The sequence below is a fragment of the Mycobacterium sp. E1747 genome (assembly GCF_001667775.1).
Classification (GTDB): domain Bacteria; phylum Actinomycetota; class Actinomycetes; order Mycobacteriales; family Mycobacteriaceae; genus Mycobacterium.
On record NZ_LZJI01000247.1, the window covers coordinates 18,754 to 43,883 of the forward strand.

Below are 25,130 nucleotides of genomic sequence, written 5' to 3' on the forward strand. Positions count from 1 at the left end.
ATCACCCGGAGCGCTTGCTCGGGGCGCTCACTTCGCGCCGCACCGGTGCCAGCTTCTCGTAGAGGCGTTCGGTGTCCGCCGCCACTCGGTCCCAGGTGTAACGCGCACGGGCGCGCTCGCGGCCCGCGGCACCCAGCGCCCGGCGGCGCGCGCGATCGTCGAGCAGCGCTGCGATGGCGTCGCCGAGTCTGGCCGGGTCTTTGGGCGGCACCAGCCGCCCGGTGACGTCGTCGACGACCGTGTCGCGGATCCCGCCGACCGCGGTGGCGACAACCGGGACACCGCAGGCCATCGCCTCCAGGGGCACGATGCCGAACGGCTCATACCAAGGCGTGCAGGCCACCACGTCGGCGGACCGCAGCAAGGCGGGCATTTCGTCGCGGGTGACGGCGCCAAGCATCCGGACCCGGTCGGCAACGCCCAGCTGCTCGGCCTGCCGTTGCAGGTGCTGCGCCTCGGGGTCCTTGGCGAAGTCCGCGTGCGCCGGGCCACCCACGATCACCAGCTCGGCGCCCGGGACGCGTGGTAGGGCGCGGATCAACGTGTCAAAACCCTTGCGCGGCACCAACCGTCCGACCGAAACGATGCGAGGTTGGTCACCACGCGGCGCGACGGGACCGTCCGGGGTGAACGCGTCGGTGTTCACCCCGCAGGGCACCACGGAGGTCCGCGACCGGGCACGGCCCATGCGCACCAGCTCGAATACTTCATCCGTGCTGGTTGCCGCCACCCAGTCGGCGTCGCGGGCGATCCTGGCCTCCACGCTGACGCGGCAGTCCGGGCTGGTGTCGTCGAGTCCCTGGTGCAACCGCTTGATGTTCCCCAGCGCGTGGAACGTCTGCACGGTCGGGATCCCGAGCGGCCGGGCGGCGCGCTGGGTGGCCACCCCGGACATCCAGAAGTGGCCGTGGGCCACGTCGGGGCGATCGACCGCCCACTGCGCATCCAGGAACCGGGCAAACCCGTACATGTACTGCAGCAGTTCGTCTTTGGGCAATACGCGCGCCGGTCCCGCCGGAACGTGCACGACGGAGTAGCCCTGGCCGGTCTCGATGCATTCCGGCGAGCGCGGATCGTCGCGGCGGGTGTACACCACCACGTCGTGACCGCGCCGGGACAACGCGGACGACAGCTCGGCGACGTGAACGTTCTGGCCGCCCGCGTCCACGCCGCCCAGGTGTGCCAGCGGGCTGGCGTGTTCGGAGATCATCGCGATCCTCATGCGGGTTCCCTTCCGATCATCTGCACTGCTCCTCGATCACTTCGTCCCAATCGGCGAGGAAGCGCCCGAGCCCGAAGTGGACCGAGGCGAATTCGCGCGCCGCCTTGCCGGCGGCGGCGGCGGTGGCCCGGTCGTTCATGAAGTCGCGCAGGCCAACCCCCAGGGCGCTGACGTCGGCGCTGACAACACCCGCTTCGCAAGGGATTACGAGCGGGGCCATCGTCGTGCCGACGGCCACCACCGGCATCCCGAGAAACATCGCCTCGATGAGCGAGAGCCCAAGCGAGGTCCAGCGGGCGGTATGCAGGTAGACGCGCCTGCGGGCGATCTGGTCCCAGAGCGCCGGCGCGGCGACGTCGCCGCGCCCGGTCACGCCACCCCGGTTGGCGCGGAGGTCCTCAGTGCCGATGCCCCACACGTCGATCTGCGCGTACCCCGACAACGGTTCCAACAAGTCGGCGCCGACGACGCGGTTGCGGCGCAGCGGCTCGTTGATCATGGTGGCCGCTCTGAGGATGTCGCCGGTGTAGCGAGGGCCCGGGTCGGCGATGCCGTGGTCGATTACCCGGGTCGGGGCCCGGCCGTTGTCCCACATCAGCCGGTTGAAATCGGTGACGTGAACCAGTGGGATGTCGGTGCGGTCGGCGACCACATGGCGGCTCTGCGCGGGGCTCGGACGCGGCGCGTTGTGCTCGACGTAGACGGCCGGCAGCTCGGAGCCCGGCCGGCGGCCGGCCCAGCGGGCGACGAGCGCGGCTTCGTGCGGGCGTTGCAGCACAACGACATCGATGTCCTCGCGCCCCAACTCCTCAAGCCGAACCTCCCGCGCGTTCGGCCAGGATCGGCCCGCGAGCCCGATTCCCCCTTCGCCGCCGTCGACGGCCACCGGAACCAAGTAACGGTGACCGCCCCCGACGAACGATTCGGTCCAGGAGCCATGGACGTGCCACACCAGCACATTCTTTGCTCGTCCCGGATCAACCATGGCGAGCGAAATACCCTATAGGTACTTCGCTAAACGGCAGTTTTTCGGGAGAACCACTTCGCCCCGCGGATCTGCCCGCTCCCCGCGGTCATCGGGCCTTGGCGTCCAGCCGAATTGACCCCGAGCGGCGCGTCCCGCCTTGAGACACCGGGATGTCCGCCAAGCGAAGTGTCAAGGACGTGCGACGAAAAGCCCCTGGCGAGAAGCGGTTTGCCGGGGCGTGGATCAGGCGCTCTTGGGCAGCGCGGAGGTCGTGGAAGCGCTGTGGCCCTTGGCCACCCGACGGATCAGCAGGCGGGTGGCCTTGTCCAGGATTTCCTGAGCCGTGTCGGGATCACGCGCGCGTTCGGCGCGGCGCGTCGCCGCGGCTATCGTCAGCCCGTGCTCGTAGCCGGCGACGACGCGCGGATCCACATACGAGCCGCGGGCCACCGCGGGGGTGTTGCCCAACTCCTCGGCAACCTCCTTCATGACAGCGGACTCGACGCGCTTGGCCACCCGCTGCGAGACGGCCGGATCGGCGTCGGCGAAGGCCGTGGCCGCCAGCACCGTCCCGTGCCAGGTGCGCAGATCCTTGACCGTGAATTCGTTTCCGACCAGCTCCTTGAAGCGGGCGTTGAGGTCGTCGGATCGAACGTCGAGCCACCCGGTTGCGGTGCGGCACACGAGCAGTCGTTCGGTACGGTTGGGTCGGCGCATCAGGGCGCGCACGGCCCGGACCACTTCGGGGTCCTCGATTTCCACCGTGCGCCGCACGCCGCTCTTGGCGGGGAAGTCGAATGCCACCGCGTCGCGGCGAACCTGCACGTGCTCACACAGCAGGGTAGCCAGACCGTAGGACTCGTTCTCCTCCGCGTACTGCTCGCTGCCGGCCCGGAAGTAGCCGCGATCGAGCAGCCGCAACGCCACCGCGAGCACCCGCTTACGGGTTAAGCCGCTGCGCCTCAGGTCTTTTGCGATGACGGCGCGCCAGTGTGGCAGGCGCGTGGACAGTTCCAGGACGCGGTCGAACTTCTCTTCGGCGCGTTCTTGCTGCCATGCGGTGTGGTAGAGGTACTGGCGGCGGCCGGCGGCATCCACGCCGACGGCCTGGATGTGGCCATTGGGATGCGGCGATATCCACACGTTCTTCCAGGCCGGCGGAATGACCAGATCCTTGATGCGCTGCAGGGTTTCGGCGTCGGACAGCAGTTCGCCGTCCGGTCCGTAATACGCGAAGCCCTTACCCCTGCGCTTGCGCGCGATACCCGGCTTGTTCGGCACACTGCGACGCAGCCGCATCTTTCCCTCCAGTCACGTTGACTGGACAATTACCCGACATACGGGACGTTCACACGTGAAGCGAAACGACCCGCCACAGCGTCGTGGCGGGTCGCTTCGAGCCGGCATCAGCCGGCCATGAACTCCTGGTAGGCCGACTCCAGCGTCGGCGGCAGGGCCTTGACGTTGCACTGCCGTTCCGTGTCGCCGATCGGTGCCAGGATGCCGCGCAGGTCGAAGTACTCCTGGGGGTGGGCGGTGAAGTAGCCCCGCAGGTTGGATTCGGCCTCCGGACGCGGCTGGCCGTAGGCGGCCCTGACCACGCCATTGGCGCCCGGGTGTGCCGCCAGGTACTGCTCGGCGGAGCCCTGCACCGACGAAACGGTGGCGTTGACTCCGTCTGGGCTGCAGTCGGGTGCTGCGGCCGCCGACGGCGCGCCGACGACACCCATGGTGATTGCCCCGAGCAGGCAGCCGGCACTGATGCCGGCCAGACGCCGGCGCGCGACAATACTGCTGATTTTCATGATCAGTTTGTCCTTCGAGATTGCGAATTGATTCTTGCCAGAGAGGCTCCCGATCCTCGAAAACCAAAGTAGCGGAATTCAAAAGTGGGGGTATTCGGCCGAGACCAGCGGAATGCCGCGAACCCACCCATGTAGCCACGGAACGCGTCCGTTCACTAAGCGAACGATCATATTCGCTGTGGATTTCTAAGGGCAACCCGGCGATTCTTACGGATTTGTGATCACGATCGTGACGGAATCGTGACCTGAATTTGGCGACCGCGGGCCCATTACCGCGTACGGGAGCCGTGGATCTGCTGGAGCGGCGGCCCGCTCAGGTCCGGGAGAAATCCGGCCTGTGCACGGACGACGGGGCGCTTCCGTTGCCGTTGGTCGCGTGGCCGTCGGTGCTCGCCGATGGCAGTGTCTGGAGCCAGGTCTCGACGTCGGGCCCCACGACCACCGCGCGCTCGGGAGCCAGCAGGGCTCCGGCAGCGAGCGCGGGAACGGCGGGCTGTACCACCCGCACGGGTCGGCTATCGCCTTGCCTGGCAAAGACTTTCGAGGCAAGCTCGGGTAGCCTGATGCTGTCCGGACCGGTGATGGTGCGGGGTGTGTGCGTCTGTCCTAAGGCCGTCTCAACGAGGACGTCGGCGACGGTGTCGGCCGCGATGGGCTGAATCAGCCAGTCCTCGACGATCAGCTCGTCCCCGGCGCAATGCACCGGCCCCGCGGGGCCGGAGGCGGACTCATACCACGATGTCGACTTCACGACCGTGGTCGGGACCGGGCCGTCGAGCAGGATCTCTTTCGCTGCCCGCTTGCCTTCGAAGTAGGGCAGCCCGTCGAACACCGGATCGTCGATGCCGGCCATCGTCGACACCACCAGGCGCTGCACTCCGCGCGCCGAGCAAACACCCATGACGTTGCGGGAGGCGGTGGTCAAAGCGCTAGTGATGGTGGGGTGGCCGTCGTGAGCCGTGGGATTGGCCACGTCGATCGCGATGTCGACCCCCTTGAGGGCCCGATACAGACTCTCCCCGTCCAGCAGGTCGACGCCGTGTGCGCGGGAAACCGGGACGACCGCGACGCCCCTAGACCTGAGCCTGGCGACGACGCGGGAGCCCGCTGTGCCGGTCGCTCCGATCACGGCGACGGTGGTCAACAACCTCACCCGCTTTCGTTGGTGGTCGCTGATTACTACCCAGCCGACCGCGTTTCAAACGGCCCATTTCGGCGATGGAATCATCCCGTGATCGCACCCACACCGGCTAGCGCGTTTGGCGATTCGGCCGCCGGGAACGCCGTAGGGACGAGATATACAGCGATCAAAGGGAGGTTTGATCCATGGGGGATCAGAAGAGTGGACCGCAGGAAGCCGTCACGGGCGCCGTCGAGGGCTTGAAGGGCAAGGTCAAGGAGGCCGGCGGGGCGGTTCTCGGCCGCAACGACATCGTCGAAGAGGGTCAGGCCCAGCAGGACAAGGCCGACGCTCAGCGCGACGCGGGCAAGAAGGAGGCCGAAGCCGAGTCTGCGCGGGCCGGCGCGAAGGCCGCCGAAGAGCGTCAGAAGGAAAACCAGTAGCACGTTGGCGAAGGGTCCGGTCCCATCAGGGGCCGGGCCCCTCTTTTGCTTCCGCACAGTGGTGGGTTTCAAACCTCCCGGTCCGGTTATTCCTGGTTACGACCGGACGAGCGAGGTGGAAGATGGGCCTGAGCGATCGCCTCTTGAGCATTGTCGCGTTCCTGCGCGCGGGCTACCCGGCCGGCGCCCCCGCGCTCGGCTATGCGCCGGTGTTGGCGCTGCTGCCGCGTCGGGTTTCCGACGATGAGGTCACCACCATCGCGACGAGACTGCTGGTCGGAAAGCGTCGTTCGATCTGCAACTCGATCTCGAATGTGGACGTTGGGGTGGAAATCACCCGGGTCACCGACGCGCTGCCCTCGGTGGACGAGATCGGGCGGGTCAAGGGCCGGCTGAGCGCGATGGGATAGCCGGCGGCCCGATTCACCCCTGTTCGAGGTCGACGACCAGCGGCCGGTGGTCGGAGATGTCCATGGGCTCGGCTGCGACGGCCTTGGCGCGCAGGCGGCGATCGTCGGTCAGGATGTGATCCAGCTGGCGGTCGGGGGCGTGTGCGGGAAAGGTCGCGGCCGCGGCCAGCGCCCTCATGCCCGACCAGCGCCGCACGGCCCTGGGTGTCATGTTGAGGTCCCCGGTCAGCAGCCGCGGGCCGGGAAAGCCGCGCAGGTCGTGCACCAGTCGGCGCAGCTGGCGCCGATTCCAGCCGGGCACGAAGGACAGGTGCGTGTTGGCCACCGTCAGTTCGCCCATCGGGGTGTGCAGCCGCGCGATGACCGCCGCCCTGGGCTCCTCGTCGACGACCATCACCCGGTTGGGGCCCGGCAGGTACATGGGAAAGCGCATCGGAATGCGGGGCAGCCGCACGACTTGCCAGCTGGCCACCGGGTACCGGGACAGTAGCGCGATTCCATAGGCCGCGGTCCCGGGTTGTTCGCGCCCCGTGGCAGCCATCCACGTCGCCCCGGGGGTACCGGAGATCGCGGCCACGAACCGGTGCTCCACGGCACCCATCGCGTCGGCGGCCACCGCGGTGAGGTCAGCGCGCTCGGACCGCGGCTGATCGCAGTCGACCTCTTGCAGGCTGAGCACGTCGGGATCCAGGCGGCGCACGCAATCCCGCAGCCGCTGCACCTTTACCCCGTCGCCGACGGTTCGGCCGTGCAGGATGTTGAAGGTCGCCACACGCATAGGGTTTTCTCCTACCCACTTTCGAAGATCGCGCGGTCATGGGCGGCCTGGTATCCGCGGTCAGCGGAAGATGACTTCTCCGACGGCCAGCAGCCGCTGCAGGACGAACGGCGGCAAGATGGGCGGCGCGTCATCGCGACCGGGCCGCAACTGGCTCCGATAGCATTGCGCCGCTTGACGTTTGCGGTTCACGGCCAAGCCGGCCGCGGGGACGGACCGGGCGCGGTCCCACGGCACCACGGGGTCGCCGGGGGTGGCCCAGTGCCACATCCAGACCGGATATTCCAGCAGGGCGACGCCGGTGCGCGCGCATGCCGCGGCGGCCGCGCGTCCTACCGCCTCGTAGTCGGGATGCCCGTCGCCCCGCCAGGTGGCGGCACACCAGGCGTCGGGACCGGCGGAGCGCAACACGTTGGCCAGGGCTGCGGTCAGCCTGTCCTCATGGTTGGCCAGCTCGCCGTCGGGCAATCCCAGCCGCGCCGGCTGGGCAACCCCTAACATGCTTGCGGCCCTGCGTAGTTCGTATCGACGAGTCGTCGACAGCCGAATCCGGCCGGATAGCGTCGCGCCGGGCTGCGCGGCGCCCCCGTCGCTGACCGACACCACTCGGACGCCGACGCCGGACGCGGTCAGTGCCGCGATCGTCGCACCCAGGCCCAGCGTCTCGTCGTGCGGGTGGGTGGCCACGACGATCAGACGGCGGCAGCCAGTGAGGTCGAGTTGCGGCAGGGGAGCGCGTTCAAAAGCGGCCAGCCACAGGGGCGCCGGGGTACCGCCGTGAGTCAGCGGCTTTGCCGCGAACCGGGCACGGTTGCTGATCGGCGCGGTTCTCACGGCGTCCTCAGCGCCGGCAACCCGCGAGCCGACCGAGCTCGGCGAGGTCGCGCTCGGCGTGGCTCTGCCGGATGTAGATGCTCAGGTCGGCGACGCGCTGGGCGTGCCGCCCGTCCTGGCAGAGCGGCCCCGGTCCCAACGCGCGGCCGGTGCGGGTGATGGCTTCGTCGACCGCGTGTTCCACGACCGTGCGGACGCGGCGGGCCAGCAGTTGGGCCGTGCCGGTCCGGTCGAACGGGTCGGAGTCGACTTGCGCCGCGGCGGCGGCCAACATCGCGTCGCTGGCGGCCAGCGCAGCGTCCACGGCGCCGAGGTGCGCCAACGAATACGCATCGGCGGATTCGCTTCCGGCGCAACGGTACAGGGGATCGGCCACCCGACGGGCGCCCCCGAGCCAACAGGCGGCCACCCCGATCGCGCCGTGCCAGAAGCCGGGCCGATTCACGTAGTCGCCCGGATCGCCCACCGCCACGGCGTGAGTGTTGGTGAACTGGACCGGCCGGGTGTCGCTGCCGGCCATGCCGGCGTTCCACCACGTGCTCGGCAGCGGTTTGACGCTCGCGTCGGTCACCTGCACGGCGAACAGGCCCCGGGTCCCGTCGTCGAGGCGGGCGGTGACCAGGGCGTGGGTGCAAAACCCGGCGCCCGAGCACCATACCTTGGTGCCGGTCAGGGTGAAGGCGCCATTCGTATCGGTGGCGGTGAGCACCGCATCCGGGGACTCGGCGGCCCAAACACCCCACAGTTGGCCGGATTCCGGCGGTTTGCCGCCCAATTCGTGAAGTATCGCCACCGCGTCGAGATGCGATTCGGCGACCCTGGCCGCCACGATGTTCTCTTCCGCCAAGGACGAAAGGCGTTGCCAGCGTTCGGCGGTGCGTCCGGAGGCGGGCAGTGGTAGCTCGAGTCGGCCCGACTCCAGCCAATGCCTGACCAATCCCGCCGTCACACGCAATCACCCGCCGACGATCTCCCCAGTTGCCTTGGGCGGTGGTCCAACTCATATGACGTCCGAGCCCGGGTTCGTGCCGACGTGATCATGGAAAGGTGGGTGTTGCGAGAAACGCCCAGCGGCAGTCCCGCCCGGTCGGTGCGGGCGGGGATCACGGCGGCTTCGTAGACGCTGAGCCAAGCTGTTGACACCCCAAAAGACTTGCCCAATCGACCGCAAGTTAAACGGGCTTACCATTCTCCGGCCGCATCAACGCAGGTTGTACCGGCCGCGCGCGGGGTATGACCTATGCACCATGGCACCGATCGAGACCCACGTCGACGCACCGGCGTCCTGTGCGCAACTGCGCGAAGCGCTGCGTGGTGCGGCGTCGGCGCTCAAGGAGAACGGCCCGCGCTTCGCGTTGGCGGGCAGCTACGCATTGTGGGCCTATGGGGCGCCGGAGCCGACGCACGACGTCGATCTGGTGGTGGCCGAGTCGGACGTGGACGACGCCGTGGCCACGCTGCGCGATGCGGGCTTCGCCGTCGAACGTCCGCCGGAGGACTGGCTGTTCAAGGCACGCACCGGCGACACGGTCGTGGATGTCCTGCATCGCCTGAACGGCGTGCGGGTGGAGCCGTCGACGCTTGACTGCGCCGAACAGCACGATGTGCTGGCCATCAGGATGCCGGTGCTGCCGCCGACGATGGTGCTCATCCAGCAACTGCGTGCCCTGGGCGAGCACTACTGCGACTTCGCCAGGCTGCTGCCGGCCGTGCGCGCCGTCCGCGAGCAGCTGGACTGGGAGCGGATCCGGGCGCGCACCGCCGACAACGATTACGCGGTCGCCTTCCTGGTGCTGGTGGAGCGGCTCGGCCTCACCGTTCAGTGATTGCGCAGCTTGGCTACCAGCTTGTCCTTGGTCAGGCTCGAATATCCCGATATGCCAAGCTCTTTCGCGCGCTTCTTCAACTGCGGGACGGTCCAGTCCTGATACGAACCGGACTTCCCGCCCTTGCGCGACACCGAGGACTTACCTCGCGCAGCGGCCGCATTGGAAATACGTGCCGCCTTTTCCTTGGAGTCGCCCTGCTTGCGCAGGTCCTGGTACAACTTCTCGTTCTTGATCGACGAGTTCGGCATGTCACCCTCCTGTCCACGATCAGACAACTCAGGGTGCCCGCCAACTCGCCGGTGAAAACCCAGGTCCGCGACTTCGCTGACAGCTATCCATGGCGGGATGGGTTACCTCCCATTGAGGCGGGTAGTCGAAAGTGGTGATCGGGGCGGTTGGCGAAAGCGGTGATTTGCGTGGCGTGGTGGCGATCGGCGCCTCCGCGGGGGGAGTGGAGGCGCTGTCGAGGCTGGCGGCGGGGTTGTCGCCGGACGTGCCGTACGCCTACCTAGTGACCCTGCACATCCCCGCCGGCGCGCCAAGTATGTTGGGCCGCATTGTCGACCGCAGCGGCCCGCTGCCGGCGGTCACCGCGGAAGACGGCGCGAAGCTCGAACCCGCGCGCATCTACGTCGCCCCGCCGGACCGCCACCTGCTGGCCGCCGACCATCGCGTGGTGCTGTCCCAAGGCCCGACCGAGAACGGGCACCGGCCGGCGATCAACGCGCTATTCCGCTCGGTCGCGCTGGCGTTCGGGCCACAGGCGGTCGGCGTCCTGCTCTCGGGCGTGCTCGACGACGGCGTGCTGGGGCTGGCCGCGATCCGTTCGCGCGGCGGCACCACCATCGGCCAGTCACCCGACGACGCGCTGTTCCCCGCGATGCCGGCCAACGCGCGCGACGCCGGCGTGCTGGATCGTGAGGCGGCGGCCGCCGACATCGGCGCGATCCTCAAGGAGCTGTCGCACCAAAAGATGAAGGACCCCACCATGGAACGCGAAGCCGGCATGGAACTCGAGAACCGCATCGCCATGATGTCGCGGTTTTCGACCGACTTCGACACCGAACAACTGGGCACCCCGTCCGGGTACACCTGCCCCGACTGCAACGGCTCCCTGGTGTCCCTCAGCGAGGGCAACTTCCGCTGCCGGGTGGGGCACGCCTGGACAGCCGACGCGCTGCTCGCCGCGCGGGACAACGAGGTCGAGGGCGCGCTGTGGGTGGCGCTGCGCAGCCTGCAAGAGAAGGTCCGATTGGCGCGGCAGATGGCGGAGAAAGCGGGGCCCGGTCCGCTCAACGTGCGCTACACCGGCCTGGCCGAAGAAACCGAACGGGCGTTACAGGTGCTCAGCGACCGGCTGTCGAGCGGCAGTGATGCCGGTGGTTGAGCGGAGCCCGGCCATCCGAGTCGACATAGACCCACAACAGGAAGTGCCGATCCTGGTGGTGGACGGCGTGCTGGACAGCTCCACCTACCGCGGCCTGCGCGACAGCGTTATCAAGGCCGCGCTGGATGAGCCGCGCGCGGTAATCGTCGACGTAGACGCGCTTTGCGTGCCGACGGACTCGGCCTGGACCGTCTTCACCAGCGCCCGCTGGCACGTCAGCGCCTGGCCGGACGTACCCATCCTGCTGGTGTCATCGGAATCGCGGGTTCGGCGGGCGATCATGAAGGCCGGCATCAACCGGTACGTCCCCGTGTACACGACCCGCGAGTTGGCGCTGGAGGCCGTCCGCGGAAGGTCTCTGGACGTTCGGCGCCGGGCGCGCATCGAGCTGCCCCGCTCGGACGGCGCCCTCGGGATGGCCCGCGCCGTTGTCACCGACTGGCTGACCGAATGGGACCAGCGCGAGCTGATTCCGGTCGCGACCACGGTGGCCACCGTGTTCATCGAAAACGCGCTCGATCACACCGAGAGCACGCCGGTGCTGATCATCGAAAGCTATCGAGGGGCCGTCACCGTCGCCGTGGAGGATGGCAGCGACCAGTTGCCCGTCCGGCACGAGGATGGCCGGCGGGGTGCGGAGATCGTGTCTGGCCTGGCGATCGTTTCGGCGCTCTGTCGGGCGTGGGGCGCCACCCCCACCCCGCCGGGCAAGACCGTCTGGGCAATGGTCAGTCGCGAAGATCGGTTCTGATGACCGCGAGTAGTGTTCGATTTCTTCGGCCAGGCTCGATGCGGACGGGACTTGAATGGATGGCACGACCGATGAGGCTTTCGAGGCCCTGCTGCGCTACATGCGGGATTCTCGCGGCTTCGACTTCACCGGGTACAAGCGCACGTCGCTGATGCGCCGCGTCCGCCACCGCATGGATCAGGCGGGCTACAGCACCTTCGAGGAATACCTCGACTTCCTGCAGGCCAGTTCGGACGAATTCGCGGCGCTCTTCAACACCATCCTGATCAACGTCACCGCGTTCTTCCGCGACGCGGAGGCCTGGGAGTACATCGCGTCTGAGGTGATTCCCCGCATGCTGGCCCAGCGCGGTCCGGACGATCCGATTCGGGTGTGGAGCGCGGGATGCGCCTCCGGCGAGGAGGCCTACACACTGGCCATGCTGCTGGCCGAGGCGCTGGGGGCCGAGGGTTTCCGGCAACGGGTCAAGATCTATGCCACCGACATCGACGAGGACGCGCTGACCGAGGCGCGCGCCGCGTCCTATGACGCCAAGGCCGTCGAGTCGGTGCGGCCAGATCTGCTGTCGCGCTACTTCGAACAGGTCAACGGCCGCTACGTGTTTCACAAGGATCTGCGCCGCGCGGTGATCTTCGGTCGCAACGATCTGGTCAAGGATGCGCCGATCTCCCGCGTCGACCTGTTGGTGTGTCGCAACACCCTGATGTACCTCAACGCCGAAACCCAGCGAAACGTCTTGGGCCGCCTGCATTTTGCGCTCGCACCGCAGGGCACGCTGTTCCTCGGGCACGCCGAGATGCTGCTCAGCCACGGGGACCGGTTCACCCCGCTGAACCTCAAGCACCGTATCTTCCGCAAGGCGATCGGAAGCTACACCGGCGTGGAGCGCTTCGACCCCACCGGGGCTTTCTACGACCACAACGCGGACCTGACAGGCCTGATGACGGTGCGCGACTTGGCTTTTCGCGCCAGTCCGGTGGCCCAAATCGTGGTCACCGGTGAGGACACCGTCGCGATGATCAACCAACAGGCCGAGGCGCTGTTCGGGCTCTCTGCCCGCGACATCGGCCGCCTGCTGCGCGACCTCGAAGTGTCCTACCGTCCGGTCGAACTGCGCGCCTATCTGGAGCAGGCCAAGGTGGAACGGCGCTCGGCCCGGATTCAAGATGTCAAATGGCAGCGGCCGGGCGCCGAGACGGTCTGGTTCGAAATCTACGTCAATCCGCTCGTCGACGCCGAGAACGGCCTGCTCGGCCTGTCGATCGTGTTCTTCGACGTCAGCGCGACGCGTGCCCTGCTCGACAAGGTGGTCCAGACCAATCGCCAGCTGGAAGCGGCGTACGAGGAGTTGCAGTCCACCAACGAGGAACTCGAGACCACCAACGAGGAACTGCAGTCCACCGTGGAGGAATTGGAGACCACGAACGAGGAGCTGCAGTCCACCAACGAAGAGCTCGAGACGATGAACGAGGAGCTGCATTCCACCAACGACGAACTGCACACGATCAACGACATGTTGCGGGAGCGCAGCCTCGAACTCGACGAGGCGAAGGTCTTCCTGGATTCGCTTGTCGACTCGGTGCAGATGAGCATGGTGGTGGTGGACCGCGAGATGAAGGTGATTCTGTGGAACCGCGGCTGCGAAGAGCTGTGGGGCCTCCGGTCCGACGAGACGGTGGGAAACCGGCTGACCGCCTTGGACATTGGCCTACCCCTGGACGGCGTGCGGCCATTGATCGGCAACGCGTTCGTGGACGCCGACAGCTCCGGTGAGACGGAAGTGGACGCGATCAACCGCCGCGGGCGACCGACGCGGGTGCGCGTCACGTGCACGTCGTTTCGGTCGGGTGAGGGAACGGTCGGGGGCGCGCTGTTGCTCATGCAGGTCGTGAGCTAACCGCATCATCGCCCCCACCGCGCCGCGGCTTCCTCCGCCGACTGGTGAGCCAACTGGGCGCGGCGCCGCGATTCTGCGGCCCTGCGCCGCGCCGTCGCCACCGTCTGGGCGGTGGCACCGAGACCGGCGGAGAGATCCTTGCGTCTGCGGCTGAGTTCTTCGGCGCGCCCGCGCGCCAGTTCGGCCTGGCCTGCCGCGGTGTTGTCCGGGTCGTGCCCCCACGGTGCCGGAGCGGTCGCGGCGTCGGCGTCCTCGGCAGCTGGCGCGCAGCACGCACCGCGACCTTCGTCCGGCAGCGGAGCGCCCTCGACCACGTCGGCCAGCACTCGGCCGATCTGATGAATCGGCAGCACGAGGTCGGCGCCGGCACGCGCCGCCGCCACCGGCATCGACGCGTACAGGGCGGTCTCCGGACTCTCCGCGATCACGATCGCGCCGGCCCGCTTCATAGCCGCGGTTCCCGCCGCCCCGTCCTGCCCGGAGCCGGACAACACGGCCGCCACGCTGCGCGGACCATATGATTCCGCGACCGATCGCAGCAGCGCGTCGAAGCGCCGCACCCCGAGATCCTTCAGCGTGCGCAGGAGGCATCGGCCGGTCGGTGTCACTTCCAGGTTCGTTCCCGGCGGGCAAACGACGGTGTGTCCGGGCCGGAGGGCCTGGCCGTCGTGCGCCCAACTGACCCGTTGCGCGCTCTGCCGGCGAAGAATCGCGGGGAGCACGCTGTCATGGTCGCCGAGGTGTTGCTGTACGACGATGGCGGCCGGGAGATCGCTTGGCAGATCGCCCAGAACCGTTGACAGCGCTTCCAAGCCACCCGCCGAAGCCAGCAGGACTACCAATTCGACGGCGGGCCGTTGCGGGTCACTTGCCACCCCTCCAGTCTTCCAAATCGACCACCGCACCACAGTCCGGCGAGCGACCGGGGCTGGCGTGGCTATCCGTTATGCGAAACGGCGGCGCACCAGGCGAAGCCGCCGCGCCGCCACAGTTTCGCCGGTATCGGGCCGGGTACGCCCCATGCCAAGGACGACGCAAGGGGGTTGAGGTGAGGATTGCGATCGTCAGCGGCGACGACATCGTCGGTGACGACCCAGCAGAGCTCGCCGCCGCGCTGGCGGCCCGCGGGCACGAGGTCACCAGTTTCGTCCGACAGAACCGACGTCGGCCTGCGGGAATTTGCGGCCACTGCGAGGTGTCGATGTCCGTCGGCCCGCGGTCGGCAGAGTCAGCCCTAGACGTGCTGCCCTACGTTGGCGACTGGGCGCGGGCGCTCACAGCAGAGTGGTCGGCTGAGGCGCCCCACGTCGTGCACGCGTATGGGTGGCTCGGCGGTTTGGCCGCCCAACTGGCCGCCCGGCGGCGAGAAATACCAACTGTCCAGAGCTTCCTGGGGCTGGCCGAAACGTGCGGAGCCCGACCCGGCGGGGACGCAACGCAGGAGGGCGAACGGCTTCGCGTCGAACGGCTCTTGGCGCGCAGTGCGACCTGGGTGACAGGAGAGAGTTCCGATGACGTCGATGCGCTCAGCCGGGTGCGCCGCAGCCGGGCCCACGTGTCCGCTTTGACCAGCGGGGTGGACGTCGAGCGATTCAACTCCTGCGGCCCGGCGCTGGCCCGCACCGATCTGCGTCGCATCCTTTGTCTTGCACCGAACCCCATGCCGTGCAACGGCTTCGACACCGTCATCCGGGCGCTACCCAGGGTCCCGGGCACGGAGCTGGTGCTCGCGGAGACAGAAGCCTCAAATCGCGAGCACGACGAGGCTCGGGCCCGGCTACAACTTCTCGCTGCCGGGTCGGGGGTGTCCGACCGGGTCCAGTACGCGGGCACCGTTTGCGGCGAGGAACTGCCGATGCTGTTGCGGTCCGCCGACGTGGTCGTGTGTACCCCGCGAGAGCCACCGCGGGCCACTGCCGTGCTACAGGCGATGGCCAGCGGCGTTGCGGTGGTGGCGTATGGCGGCGGGGTGCTTCGCGATGCTGTGGTGGATAACGTCACGGGGCTGGTGCTGCCTCCGGAAACCCCCAGCCGGTTGTCGATCACGTTGAGAAGCCTTCTCGCGCAGAGGTTTCAGTGTGAGAGCATGGGTTCGGCGGGTCGCAGCCGAGCGCTCTCCCGTTATGCGTGGGACCGGATCGCGCTCGACTGTCTCAACATCTACCAACGGGCAGGTTCCCCATCTTGGTTGCCGCAGCGCTTGCAGTCATCGGGCGTGCGGTGATGCAATGAGGTCAGCGCGTAATACCCGGTGGGAGCGCCGACTATGACCGCCTTGACGAGCGTTACCGACAACACCGGCCCCGGTACGGTGGGCCGACCGCCCCTTGCGGTCCAAGCCGGCCTCAGCCCCATCTTCGGCGATGCGGGGCGGCGCACCCGGGGTCCGGCTTCGGCGCTTCGGCACGACCAATTCCGCACCGTCGATGCGCAGGCTGCGCGGCAGTTCGTTGCCCGCGCCTACAACCCCGCCTGGCGCATCGCCGGTCTTACCAGCCGGTCGGCCGTCTCCCATCGGCGCTGGGAAGCAGGCGCTCTGACGGTCGACGACGTGATGATCCAGGGTCGTGTCACGTTGGAGATCGCGGTATCGGACAGCATCATGGTGATCCAGCCCCGCAGGGGTTCGATGAGCGTCGCCGGGGGCACGCCAGCCGCGGTCGATTGCCCGGTGCTGGTCGCCCAGGGCATGCCGTGCGTGCTGCAGTGCAACGGTGCACGATTCGACGTGGTGAGCATCGCCACGGATGCACTCCCGAAGGTTGCCGCGGATTGGCATGCGCCGTTACCCCGGCAAATTCACTTCCTGGACTGGCGTCCGCGCTCGCGCGCGGCCGTGCGAGCGTGGCACCGCGCGCTGGATTATGTTGCGTTAGCCCTGGCCGGCCCGGACACCGCCCACCAGCCCCTCGTGGTGGCGGGGTTGGCCCCGCTGCTGGCTGGCGCGCTGCTGGAGTGCTACCCGTCCAACGTCACCGAGCTCGACCTGGCCAACGAACCCACGTTGCCCGAAACGCTCAAGGACGCAGTGTCTTTCATCCATCGGCACGCCGCCGGAGACGTCAGCATCAACGACGTCGCGGCCGCGGTGCACCTCACCCCCAGGGCGGTCCAGTACCTTTTCCGCCGCCAACTCGGCAGCACCCCAACGGAATACATTCGCCGTGTCCGCCTCACCCGGGCCCATCAAGAATTGATGGCCGGCACGCCGTCCCACACCACCGTCACCGAGATCGCCCAGCGCTGGGGATTCGCGCACACCGGCCGATTCGCGGTGCTGTACCGGCAGACGTACGGCCAGAGCCCGCACACCACCCTCCGGCACATGGCCGCGGGGTTGTGAACGCAACACGCCGCTGAGCCGCAGTCGAACTCGTCACATTTTGCGCGTATTGGCTGTGCGCCACGTCTCAGAGCCGACACGCCGAGCGTCTTTCCGACCACGGCGCGTCGTATCTGAAACGCCTGGTCGAATGTGAATCCTCACCACCGGCCGCACCGTGTGAGGTCGCGTTGGCGCCCCGGCGCTCGCCATTGCCGGTAGGCTTGGGTCAGGTTGAGTCCCCAGCTGCCGTTATCAATGGGCGCCAAACGGACACCGTCGTCGCTCGCCTGCCTCATCAAGTCTGAAGGGCGCATCCCGTGACTGCTTTACCTGATCTACGCACACCCGATCGACATACGCTCGAGCTGCTCGGAGAACCCCGCAGCCGCTACCAAATCGATTGCGCCGGAGCGCAAATCCATGTTCATGCCCGCAGCGCCGCCACGGTCCTGCGCATCCGCGGTGAGGTCGACGCGGCCAACACCGACCTCGTCGCCGACGTGATTCGCCGCTTCTCGCGGCTCAGGGCCCCGCTGATCCTCGACCTCTCCGGCCTGGATTTCCTTGCCGGTTCGGGCCTTCGGGCGCTGCTGGCCCTCAACGAGGAGCATCGGGTGGCCCAGCTGCGGTGCTGCGTTGTCAGCGGCGCGGCGCTGCGCCGGCTCACCCGGGTGCTGCCCGACCATGGCCTGCCCATCGCCGAGTCGGTCGACGTGGCAGTGGCGCACATCGAAGGCGCGACCATGGCCCGCCGGCGGTTGGTTTCCGGCCCCGCAAGGCAGCACGAGCCGCAGCGCGCCGCCGCAATGCGACTTCGCGGTATCGCTTCCTAACGGCCCAATCGGTGCATCAACTGGTCCGCGGCGTAGCGACCGCTGGCCATGGCGCCGTGCACCGTGGCCGGGTTGTTGACACCGACCGCCTCGCCGGCCAGGTAAAGCCGGTCGCCGATCGGTTCTTGCAGCCGGCGCCGGTCGTCGAGTCCGGAGCCGGGCGCATGAAAGGAGTAGGCCCCGCGCGCATACGGGTCGGCGCTCCAATTGGATGTCTTGACCTCCACGGGCACGGCGTCGCCGAACAAGCGGCGAGCGATCGGCTGGGCGGTGGCGATCAGAGCTTTCGGAGACGCGGATTCCACAGCGCGGCCGGTCCCACCGGCGTTGAACGCCAACACAATTGGCCCCGTCGCCGCGGACAGGGTGAACCATTGTGTCCACGTGCCGCTGTCGGCGGCGAGGTACTGATAGAAGGCGTTGTCCGCCGTCCAGGCGCGCCGGTCGAAGCGGAAGAAGCTCTTGGACAGCACCCCGAAGCCCAGGGCGTCCACCGCGTGGCTGTGGCGGTTCGGCAGGGGCGGATCGAACGTAATGGCACCGGCTTTCAGCACGCCGAGCGGGACGGTGACGATCACGGCGGGGCCCTGGAATGATCGATCCTTTGTGCGCACGGTGACGGAGTCGTCGCGCAGCGCGATCGCGGTCACCGGTGTGTTCAAGTCGATCTGAAGCCCGCCGGCGAGGAGCTTCGGCAGGGCGTCATAGCCATTGGTGATGACGTCCTGATCGCCGCCGGTGTAGTCGCCCTCGTCAAAAGTGATGGCGGACAGTTGATCCGCGCTGGCGGCAAATTCGTCCTCGATCTCGGTGGTGAGGTAGAAGGCCAACTGGGCGCGCTCGGCGGCGGTGAGTCCTTCGTCGGCGGCCGTGGCCTTGACGGCGGCGCCCAGACTGCCGCCGTCGACTTGGTATCGCGCCCGCTCAACGAACGCGCGCCACGGCGTCGGGTCGTAGTCCAGGGGTGGGAGTGTCGGATCAACGACCAGTTTGGCCCAGCCGTAGTAGTCGGTCGTGACCAGCTGAGCCTGCGCCCGCTGCGCCAGCTCCAGCAACGGGTTGTCCGCGGTGCCGTGGATCCACGACGCTCCCATCTCGATCGGTGCTCCCCAGTCGCGGTCGGTGAGGACCCGGCCGCCGATGCGGTCTCGGGCCTCGATCACCCGTGCCGGCCATCCCGCGTCGGCGAGGACGCGGGCGGCGGACAGGCCGGCCATTCCGGCGCCGATGACGAGGATCGACCGGGTGTCCGGTGGGGGCGGCCGCACCGGCGGCGGACGGCGTGGGGCGCAGGCGGCCATCAGCCCGCCGCCCACCACGCCGGTAGTCGCAGCGATGAATTCCCGACGGGACATCGGGTACACGAGTGCTAGCGTCTCATATGAGAAACAGTTTGCCGGATTTAGCAGAATCCCCACGGGCGTTGGGGATAAACTTGCGGCAGTCCTTAACTGTCGGCGACGCGGCCGAGTTGAATGGGGGAGCGGCGATGAGTGCTCGGCGATCTGCTCGCGCGGTCGACCCCTATCCCGACGTGTTGCCCCCCAGCCAGATCGTGAGCGTCCGGGCCGCCGACGGCACGCGCCTGCACGCCGAGGTCTTCGGGCCCGCTGACGGCTACCCCATCGTCCTGACGCACGGCATCACCTGCGCCATCCGAGCGTGGGCGTACCAGATCGCGGACCTGTCCACGGACTACCGGGTGATCGCCTTCGATCATCGCGGCCATGGGCGCAGCGGTATGCCCCGCCGTGACGGGTACAGCCTGAAACACCTTGCCTCCGACCTGAATTCGGTGCTTGATGCGACGTTGGCCCCGCACGAACGTGCCGTGCTGGCCGGGCATTCGATGGGGGGCATCACCATCGCCGCGTGGTCGGCGCGGTACCGGCACATGGTTCGTCGTCGCGCCGACGCCGTCGCGCTGATCAACACCACGACCGGGGATCTGGTTCGCAAGGTGCAGTTGCTCTCGGTGCCGCACGGGCTCTCGCGCGCCCGGGTCGCCGCTGGCCGCGCGCTGATCAACGTGTTCGGCGGGTTTCCGATCCCGGCCGCCGCACGGATTCCGAGCCGCTATTTGGTCGCGATGCTGGCGGTGGGCAAGGAAGCCGACCCGGGCGTGGCCAGGATCGTCCACCAATTCTTCGAACAGACGTCACCCGCGGGGCGCGCCGGCTGCGCCAGGATGTTGGTCGCCGCCTTGGGATCGCGGTACCTCGAGCTCGACGGATTGACGGTTCCGACGCTGGTCATCGGCAGCGAACGCGACCGGCTGACCCCGATCAGCCAGGCCCGCAGGATCGCGGGCACGGCGCCCAACGTCGTCGGCCTGGTCGAGTTGCCCGGCGGCCACTGTTCGATGCTGGAACACCCGCGCGAGGTGAATCGGCACCTGCGGGCGCTCGCCGAATCGGTGACCCAGGACCTGCGGATCAGTTCATAGCAAGGCGGTGATCTCGGCGGCCGCCCGCTGGCCGGACCGCACGGCGCCGTCGAGGAATCCCGTCCATTCGTCCGCCGTCTCGGTGCCGGCCCAGTGAATCGGGCCGACGGGCTCGCGCAGGAACGGCCCGAACTTCGTCCACGATCCCGGGGGCACCGCGGCGGTGGGCCCGCCGGGCGCGAATCGCTCTGCGCCCCAACGGTGATCGATGTAGTCGAGCGGTTTGAGAGCGTCGTCGCCGAACAGCCTGGCAAAGCAGTTCAACGCCGCGTGCCGACGTTGCCCGGGGGCGAGCTCGTCGAACTCGCGCGCGTCGACGAACCCCATCAAGATGCCCGGCCCGTCGGCGTGCGGACTGACGTCGAAGGTGATGAACACCGGTCCGGTGTCCGACAGCGCCTGCCCGGAGAAGCCGTTGGCCCGCCAAAACGGTGTGGAGTACGCCGCATAGGCCTTGCTGAGCTGGCCCTGCGGCCAATTCCGCGCGAGTTGGTGATACTCGGCGGGCAGCGGGGGAGCGAATTCGATCGATGCGCGGTGGGCGGGCGGGACCGCGACCACCACGAACCCGGCCTCGGCCTGGCCGAGATCGGTGGTGACCGTGACCCCCGCGCCGTGCCGGTCGATGCGGCGGACCGGCGCACCCAGCACGACGCGGGTGCCCAGCTCGGCCGCGGCAGCCTCGGCGATCTGCTGGGTGCCGCCCGGAAAACGGTCCTGTTGGGCGCCGTTTTCGACGTCGAGCAGCCGGTCCAGACCGCCGGCGGCGTGGGTGTAGCGGGCCGCGTGCAGCATCGACACGTCGTCGGGTTCGCAACCCCAGGTCACCCGGGACACGATCGCGAGCAGGTCACGCGACGACGCGGTGGCATGCACCGAGCGCAACCAGTCGCCGAGCGAGATGTTGTCGAGCTCGCGCGCCCGGCGCGCGTGCCACGGGGCGTCCACCGGGATGCTGCGGGCGATCCGGTCGAATTGCCAACGCAACCGGCCGATGTCGAGGAGCCCGGTCAGCGAAAGCTTGGGAATGGTGCCGCGGTAGGAATGGGTCCAGCCGCGCCAGTGGATCACGTTCTTGCCGTCGTGATGGGTCGGAATGGTCGGGACGTCGAGCTCGGCCGCCAACGCCAGGACCGCGTCCTGGGTGGGTCCGACGAACGTGCCCCCCAGGTCGGCGGGCAGCCCCGCCACGCTGCCGGTGAAGGACCGACCGCCGACGCGGTCGCGGCCCTCGAAAACCACAACGTCATGACCCTGGCGGGCCAGCTCGCGCGCCGCGGCAAGCCCGGCAAACCCCGCGCCGACCACGACAACGTCGACGATCCACGGCGGATTTGGCACGGGGAACAGTCAACCCCAATTCTTGCGATTTCGTAGGACGAATGCCGCCGCCGATTCCGGCCTTCGCATCACCGCGAGGGCAAACATACGCTGACGTCGGCACATTGGCTACGCTGCGTCCACGTGATTGCCACCGCCCCGGCACTTGAAACCCCGCAGAGCCTGCGAACGGTAGCCCTAGGCAGCATGGTCGGCACCACCATCGAGTGGTACGACTTCTATCTCTACGCCACCGCCTCCGCTCTCGTCTTCAAGCCGCTGTTCTTCCCCCACGTGTCCGCGACGGCGGGGACCTTGGCGACCTTCGCGACCTACGCGGCCGGATTCGGCGCCCGGCCGATCGGCGCGATCTTCTCCGGGCACTTCGGGGACCGGCTGGGCCGCAAGGCCGTGTTGGTGGCCGCGTTGCTGGTGATGGGTCTGGTCACGACGGCGATCGGCCTGCTACCGACGTATGCCGAGGCGGGTCTGCTGGCCCCGGTGCTACTGGCGGCGCTGCGGGCGCTGCAAGGGGTTGCCGTGGGAGCCGAGTGGGGCGGCGCCGCCGTGTTGTCGGTGGAACATGCGCCGCCGGGCCGGCGCGGGTTGTTCGGCAGCTTCACCCAGCTCGGCTCCCCGGCCGGCATGCTGCTCGCGACGTCAATGTTCTACGTGACGCGCAGTGCGACCAGCGCAGCCGACTTCTTGGCCTACGGGTGGCGAATTCCCTTCCTGCTCAGCGTGATTCTGGTGGCACTCGGGCTGGTTCTGCGCTTGAAGCTCACCGACGCCAAGATCTTCGAACGGCTCAGGGAGGACGACGACCTGGCGCGGTTGCCGGTGCTCGAGGTGCTGCGCACCCAACCGCGCAACGTGCTGATCACGACGGGCCTGCGCCTGTCGCAGATCGCACTGTTCGTGCTGCTGACCACGTATTCGCTTACCTACCTTCAGGATTCGTTCGGCAAGGGCAGCTCGATCGGTCTGATCGCGGTGTCGATCTCGTCGGCGCTGGGGTTCCTCAGCACGCCCGGCTGGGCGCTGCTGTCGGACCGGGTGGGTCGGCGCCCGCCCTACCTGTTCGGCACGCTCGCCGGCGTCTTGGCGCTCGTGTTGTTCTTCGTCGCGGCCCGAAGCGGCTCGTCGGTCGCCGTGGTGGCCGCAATTGTCTTCGGCGTCAACATCGTTCACGACGCCATGTACGGGCCACAGGCCGCGTGGTTCGCCGAGCTCTTCGACACCCGGGTGCGCTACAGCGGCTCGTCGCTGGGCTACCAGATCGGCGCGGTGCTGTCCGGGGGCTTCGCGCCGCTGATCGCCGCGGCGCTGCTGGCCGCGGGCGGCGGCAGCCCCTGGCTGATCGTCGGCTACTTCGCGGTGCTGGCCGCCCTCACCTTCGCGTCGGCCTGCGCGGCGCGCGAAACCGGCGCGGACCGGGCGACCCTGTGAACAGGATCTACCTCAACGCCTTCGACATGGCCTGCGTGGGGCATCAGTCGGCGGGACTGTGGCGCCATCCCGACGATCAAGGTCACCGCTATCGGGAGCTCGGGTATTGGACGGGCCTGGCGCGCATCCTGGAGGCCGGCGGCTTCGACGCGCTGTTCCTCGCCGACGTGCTCGGCGTCTACGACGTGTACGGCGGCTCCCGGGACGCGGCGGTGCGCGACGCCGCGCAGTTCCCGGTCAACGACCCGACCGCCGCCGTGTCGGCGATGGCGGCGGTCACCGACACCCTCGGCTTCGGCATCACGCTGTCGCTGACCTACGAGCAGCCCTACGCGTTGGCCCGCCGGCTGACCACCCTCGATCACCTCACCGGCGGGCGGGTGGCCTGGAACATCGTCACCTCCTACCTGGACAGTGCCGCGCGCAACCTGGGCCTGGACGCGCAGATCCCGCACGACCGGCGCTACGAGATCGCCGAGGAGTACGTCGAGGTCTGCTACCAGCTGTGGGAAGCCTCGTGGGAGACCGACGCCGTGGTGCGCGACCCGCGGCGCGGGGTGTTCACCGACCCGGCGAAGGTGCACGACATCGAGCACAAGGGCCGCTACTTCTCGGTGCCCGGCCCCTTCCTGTGCGAGCCGTCGCCGCAACGTACCCCGGTGCTGTTCCAGGCCGGCGCGTCGCCGCGCGGCGTCCGGTTCGCCGCGGCCCACGCCGAGGCGGTGTTCGTGTCCGGGCCGACGCCGCAGATCGTGCGGCGCCCGGTCGCCGCCCTGCGCGGCGCAGCCGCGGAGTTGGGCCGCGATCCGCGGTCCATCAAGGTGTTCACCATGGTCACCCCGGTCGTCGCCGAGACCCGCGCGGCCGCCGAGGCCAAGCTGGCCGACTACCGGCGCTTCGTCAGCCCGGCCGGCGCGCTGGCGCTGTTCGGCGGCTGGACGGGGGTCGACCTGGCCGAGGCGGATCCCGACGGCCCGCTGCGCTACGTCGAGATGGAAGCGAATCGCTCCGCGCTGGCGTCCCTCACCACCGCTGACCCCGACCGCACCTGGACCCCCCGGCAACTGGCCGACGAGATCGGGCTCGGGGGCCGCGGGCCGGTGCTCGTCGGTTCGCCGGGGGAGGTGGCCGACGAGCTCGAACGCTGGGTGCGGGAGGCCGACGTCGACGGGTTCAACGTGGCCTACGTCACGACCCCGGGCACCTTCGTCGACTTCGCGAAATACGTTGTGCCCGAACTGCGTCGCCGCGGGCGGGTGCCGGAGGCCGTGCCCCGCTCCACCCTGCGCGAGCGGCTTGGCGGGGCCGGACCGCTGCTGCCCGTCGACCATCCCGGCGCGGCGTATCGGCGTTGACCGGTCGGTCCGTCCCCACCCACGAACGTCGACTTGTTGCGCGAGATGGCCCGAAAATCTCCAACAAGTCGACGTTCGCGGGCTGCCTATGGGGCGACCGTCAGCCAGTCGGCGAACCCGGACGGGTCGTGGCGGCCCAGCGCGCCATGCTCGTAAAGTCCCCAGCCCTCCACCGGCTCTCGATCGCCGTCGCGGCACACCGCCCGGCCGACGTGGTCGATGACACCGAAACCCGACCGCGCGAGGATCCCCGGGTCGGTCATGTCGTAGGTCAGGCGTTCGACGAACTTCTCGCCCTTCCACATGCCGTGCAGCCAGTCCGAGTCGCCGCCGTAGCCGCCGCCGACGTGGATGGGCACTGGCAGCTTGGACTCCACGTCGAAGTGGACCGGCGTGCCGTCGGGGGCGGTGGCCTCGATCGTCGCGCCGGTGGGGATGCGGGTGCCGGAGCGGTAGTGGATTTTGACCCTCGGCCAGCCCAGCTGCTCGACGCGGCCGTCGCGCCAGATCCGGGTGCAGTCGTTGAGCGAGCGGAAGCCGTTGGGCTCCTCCTGGATGATCAGCACGATGGCGAAGTCGTCGAACGCCATGGGCACGTACAGCCACCACATTCCCTCGAACGGCGGGTCGGCGGGCCGGCCCGCGGGTTCCGGTTCGCCGATCGGCCTGATGCCCCAGGACCGGTCGCGGCTGCCGAGCCAGGTCGCCGGGTCGACGGCGATCTCCTCGCCGTCGATGGCGATGCGACCGCTCCAGCTGCCCAGCTGGGCGAACCGCTGGGCGTCCAGCGTCACCCGGTTGCCGGACCGCAGCACGTGCGGCTGTTCCTGCACGACGTCGAACAGGCCTTCCCAGGTGAGATCGGCTGCCACACCTTCGGTTTCGTGCAGGACCAGCCGCAGTTTGTGCAGTGGCTCGATCACTTCGATTTGGTAGCCGTTGACGTTCGGGTTCAGGCG

At 68.7% G+C, this 25,130-nt stretch carries 25 protein-coding genes; 12 read left to right on the forward strand and 13 right to left on the reverse strand.

All coding sequences use genetic code 11. The annotated features are described in order from the left end of the window. Nucleotide 1 precedes the first annotated feature (1 nt). From A5695_RS25895 to A5695_RS25915, 5 genes are all read right to left on the reverse strand, one after another. Nucleotides 2–1,222 carry a glycosyltransferase gene (locus A5695_RS25895; protein ID WP_068089373.1) on the reverse strand — a complete coding sequence of 407 codons (1,221 nt, stop codon included), beginning with the start codon at nucleotides 1,220–1,222 and terminating at the stop codon, nucleotides 2–4. Between the two features lie 16 nt (nucleotides 1,223–1,238). After that, nucleotides 1,239–2,207 carry a glycosyltransferase gene (locus A5695_RS25900; protein WP_068089376.1) on the reverse strand — a complete coding sequence of 323 codons (969 nt, stop codon included), beginning with the start codon at nucleotides 2,205–2,207 and terminating at the stop codon, nucleotides 1,239–1,241. 225 nt (nucleotides 2,208–2,432) lie between these two features. After that, a complete protein-coding gene (locus tag A5695_RS25905; RefSeq protein ID WP_068089379.1) occupies nucleotides 2,433–3,488 on the reverse strand; it encodes a DNA topoisomerase IB in 1,056 nt (351 codons plus the stop codon). A gap of 107 nt (nucleotides 3,489–3,595) precedes the next feature. Further along, on the reverse strand, nucleotides 3,596–3,994 hold the full coding sequence (locus A5695_RS25910; RefSeq protein WP_068089382.1) for a heme-binding protein: 399 nt from the start codon (nucleotides 3,992–3,994) through the stop codon (nucleotides 3,596–3,598). Nucleotides 3,995–4,307: 313 nt separating this feature from the next. Beyond that, complete coding sequence (locus tag A5695_RS25915; RefSeq protein ID WP_068089386.1) at nucleotides 4,308–5,147, reverse strand: SDR family oxidoreductase; 840 nt, start codon at nucleotides 5,145–5,147, stop codon at nucleotides 4,308–4,310. A gap of 173 nt (nucleotides 5,148–5,320) precedes the next feature. Between A5695_RS25915 and A5695_RS25920 the strand changes: the two genes are divergently transcribed. Next, nucleotides 5,321–5,557 (forward strand): general stress protein CsbD, encoded by a 237-nt coding sequence (locus A5695_RS25920; protein ID WP_068089388.1) that lies wholly within the window; start codon nucleotides 5,321–5,323, stop codon nucleotides 5,555–5,557. A gap of 143 nt (nucleotides 5,558–5,700) precedes the next feature. Next, entirely contained in the window at nucleotides 5,701–5,967 is a 267-nt protein-coding gene (locus tag A5695_RS25925) for a DUF3349 domain-containing protein (RefSeq protein ID WP_369830237.1), read from the forward strand. A 13-nt stretch (nucleotides 5,968–5,980) separates the two neighbouring features. Here the strand turns inward: A5695_RS25925 and A5695_RS25930 are convergent, their stop codons facing one another. The 3 genes from A5695_RS25930 to A5695_RS25940 are packed head-to-tail and all read right to left on the reverse strand — an operon-like array spanning nucleotide 5,981 to nucleotide 8,528. Then, nucleotides 5,981–6,745 carry an endonuclease/exonuclease/phosphatase family protein gene (locus tag A5695_RS25930; RefSeq protein WP_068089394.1) on the reverse strand — a complete coding sequence of 255 codons (765 nt, stop codon included), beginning with the start codon at nucleotides 6,743–6,745 and terminating at the stop codon, nucleotides 5,981–5,983. A 60-nt stretch (nucleotides 6,746–6,805) separates the two neighbouring features. After that, nucleotides 6,806–7,579, reverse strand: a complete 774-nt coding sequence (locus tag A5695_RS25935; RefSeq protein ID WP_068089397.1) for a PIG-L deacetylase family protein — start codon at nucleotides 7,577–7,579, stop codon at nucleotides 6,806–6,808. Nucleotides 7,580–7,586: 7 nt separating this feature from the next. Then, nucleotides 7,587–8,528, reverse strand: coding sequence for an acyl-CoA dehydrogenase (locus A5695_RS25940; protein ID WP_068089400.1), 942 nt, complete (start codon nucleotides 8,526–8,528; stop codon nucleotides 7,587–7,589). Between the two features lie 298 nt (nucleotides 8,529–8,826). Here A5695_RS25940 and A5695_RS25945 point away from each other — a divergent pair, with 298 nt between their 5' ends. Then, nucleotides 8,827–9,405, forward strand: a complete 579-nt coding sequence (locus tag A5695_RS25945) for a nucleotidyltransferase family protein (RefSeq protein WP_068089403.1) — start codon at nucleotides 8,827–8,829, stop codon at nucleotides 9,403–9,405. Here A5695_RS25945 and A5695_RS25950 read toward each other — a convergent pair. Next, on the reverse strand, nucleotides 9,399–9,656 hold the full coding sequence (locus A5695_RS25950; RefSeq protein ID WP_068089406.1) for a Rho termination factor N-terminal domain-containing protein: 258 nt from the start codon (nucleotides 9,654–9,656) through the stop codon (nucleotides 9,399–9,401). The genes A5695_RS25945 and A5695_RS25950 overlap by 7 nt on opposite strands. Before the next feature lie 134 nt (nucleotides 9,657–9,790). Between A5695_RS25950 and A5695_RS25955 the strand changes: the two genes are divergently transcribed. Genes A5695_RS25955 through A5695_RS25965 form a run of 3 tightly spaced genes read left to right on the forward strand, consistent with a single transcriptional unit; the run spans nucleotide 9,791 to nucleotide 13,443 of the window. Then, the gene (locus A5695_RS25955) at nucleotides 9,791–10,795 is read left to right on the forward strand and encodes a chemotaxis protein CheB (RefSeq protein ID WP_369830238.1); all 1,005 of its coding nucleotides are present in this window, start codon (nucleotides 9,791–9,793) and stop codon (nucleotides 10,793–10,795) included. Beyond that, nucleotides 10,782–11,546 (forward strand): STAS domain-containing protein, encoded by a 765-nt coding sequence (locus A5695_RS25960; protein ID WP_369830239.1) that lies wholly within the window; start codon nucleotides 10,782–10,784, stop codon nucleotides 11,544–11,546. Before A5695_RS25955 ends, A5695_RS25960 begins: the two co-directional genes overlap by 14 nt. Nucleotides 11,547–11,601: 55 nt before the next feature. Next, nucleotides 11,602–13,443, forward strand: coding sequence for a CheR family methyltransferase (locus A5695_RS25965; protein WP_068089412.1), 1,842 nt, complete (start codon nucleotides 11,602–11,604; stop codon nucleotides 13,441–13,443). A 5-nt stretch (nucleotides 13,444–13,448) separates the two neighbouring features. Here A5695_RS25965 and A5695_RS25970 read toward each other — a convergent pair whose 3' ends face one another. Continuing rightward, a complete protein-coding gene (locus A5695_RS25970) occupies nucleotides 13,449–14,318 on the reverse strand; it encodes a chemotaxis protein CheB (protein ID WP_068089415.1) in 870 nt (289 codons plus the stop codon). 173 nt (nucleotides 14,319–14,491) lie between these two features. On the opposite strand from A5695_RS25970, the gene A5695_RS25975 reads away from it, so the two are divergent. The 3 genes from A5695_RS25975 to A5695_RS25985 all read left to right on the forward strand — a co-directional run bounded on the left by A5695_RS25975 (nucleotide 14,492) and on the right by A5695_RS25985 (nucleotide 17,601). Next, on the forward strand, nucleotides 14,492–15,667 hold the full coding sequence (locus tag A5695_RS25975) for a glycosyltransferase (protein WP_068089418.1): 1,176 nt from the start codon (nucleotides 14,492–14,494) through the stop codon (nucleotides 15,665–15,667). A gap of 42 nt (nucleotides 15,668–15,709) precedes the next feature. Next, entirely contained in the window at nucleotides 15,710–16,786 is a 1,077-nt protein-coding gene (locus tag A5695_RS25980; RefSeq protein ID WP_082946312.1) for an AraC family transcriptional regulator, read from the forward strand. 299 nt (nucleotides 16,787–17,085) lie between these two features. Then, complete coding sequence (locus A5695_RS25985; protein ID WP_197515625.1) at nucleotides 17,086–17,601, forward strand: STAS domain-containing protein; 516 nt, start codon at nucleotides 17,086–17,088, stop codon at nucleotides 17,599–17,601. On the opposite strand, the gene A5695_RS25990 is transcribed toward A5695_RS25985, so the two are convergent. Continuing rightward, on the reverse strand, nucleotides 17,598–18,956 hold the full coding sequence (locus A5695_RS25990; RefSeq protein ID WP_068089453.1) for an NAD(P)/FAD-dependent oxidoreductase: 1,359 nt from the start codon (nucleotides 18,954–18,956) through the stop codon (nucleotides 17,598–17,600). The two genes, A5695_RS25985 and A5695_RS25990, sit on opposite strands and share 4 nt — an antisense overlap. 134 nt (nucleotides 18,957–19,090) lie before the next feature. Here A5695_RS25990 and A5695_RS25995 point away from each other — a divergent pair, with 134 nt between their 5' ends. Then, nucleotides 19,091–20,047, forward strand: a complete 957-nt coding sequence (locus A5695_RS25995; protein WP_068089425.1) for an alpha/beta fold hydrolase — start codon at nucleotides 19,091–19,093, stop codon at nucleotides 20,045–20,047. Here the strand turns inward: A5695_RS25995 and A5695_RS26000 are convergent. Then, nucleotides 20,042–21,388 carry a flavin monoamine oxidase family protein gene (locus A5695_RS26000; protein WP_068089428.1) on the reverse strand — a complete coding sequence of 449 codons (1,347 nt, stop codon included), beginning with the start codon at nucleotides 21,386–21,388 and terminating at the stop codon, nucleotides 20,042–20,044. The two genes, A5695_RS25995 and A5695_RS26000, sit on opposite strands and share 6 nt — an antisense overlap. Before the next feature lie 186 nt (nucleotides 21,389–21,574). On the opposite strand from A5695_RS26000, the gene A5695_RS26005 reads away from it, so the two are divergent. Continuing rightward, nucleotides 21,575–22,816 (forward strand): MFS transporter, encoded by a 1,242-nt coding sequence (locus tag A5695_RS26005; protein ID WP_082946313.1) that lies wholly within the window; start codon nucleotides 21,575–21,577, stop codon nucleotides 22,814–22,816. Next, entirely contained in the window at nucleotides 22,813–24,171 is a 1,359-nt protein-coding gene (locus tag A5695_RS26010; protein ID WP_068089434.1) for an LLM class flavin-dependent oxidoreductase, read from the forward strand. Before A5695_RS26005 ends, A5695_RS26010 begins: the two co-directional genes overlap by 4 nt. Nucleotides 24,172–24,257: 86 nt before the next feature. On the opposite strand, the gene A5695_RS26015 is transcribed toward A5695_RS26010, so the two are convergent. After that, nucleotides 24,258–25,130, reverse strand: an 873-nt coding sequence (locus A5695_RS26015) for a hypothetical protein (protein ID WP_068089436.1), incomplete at its 5' end; no start/stop codon positions are given.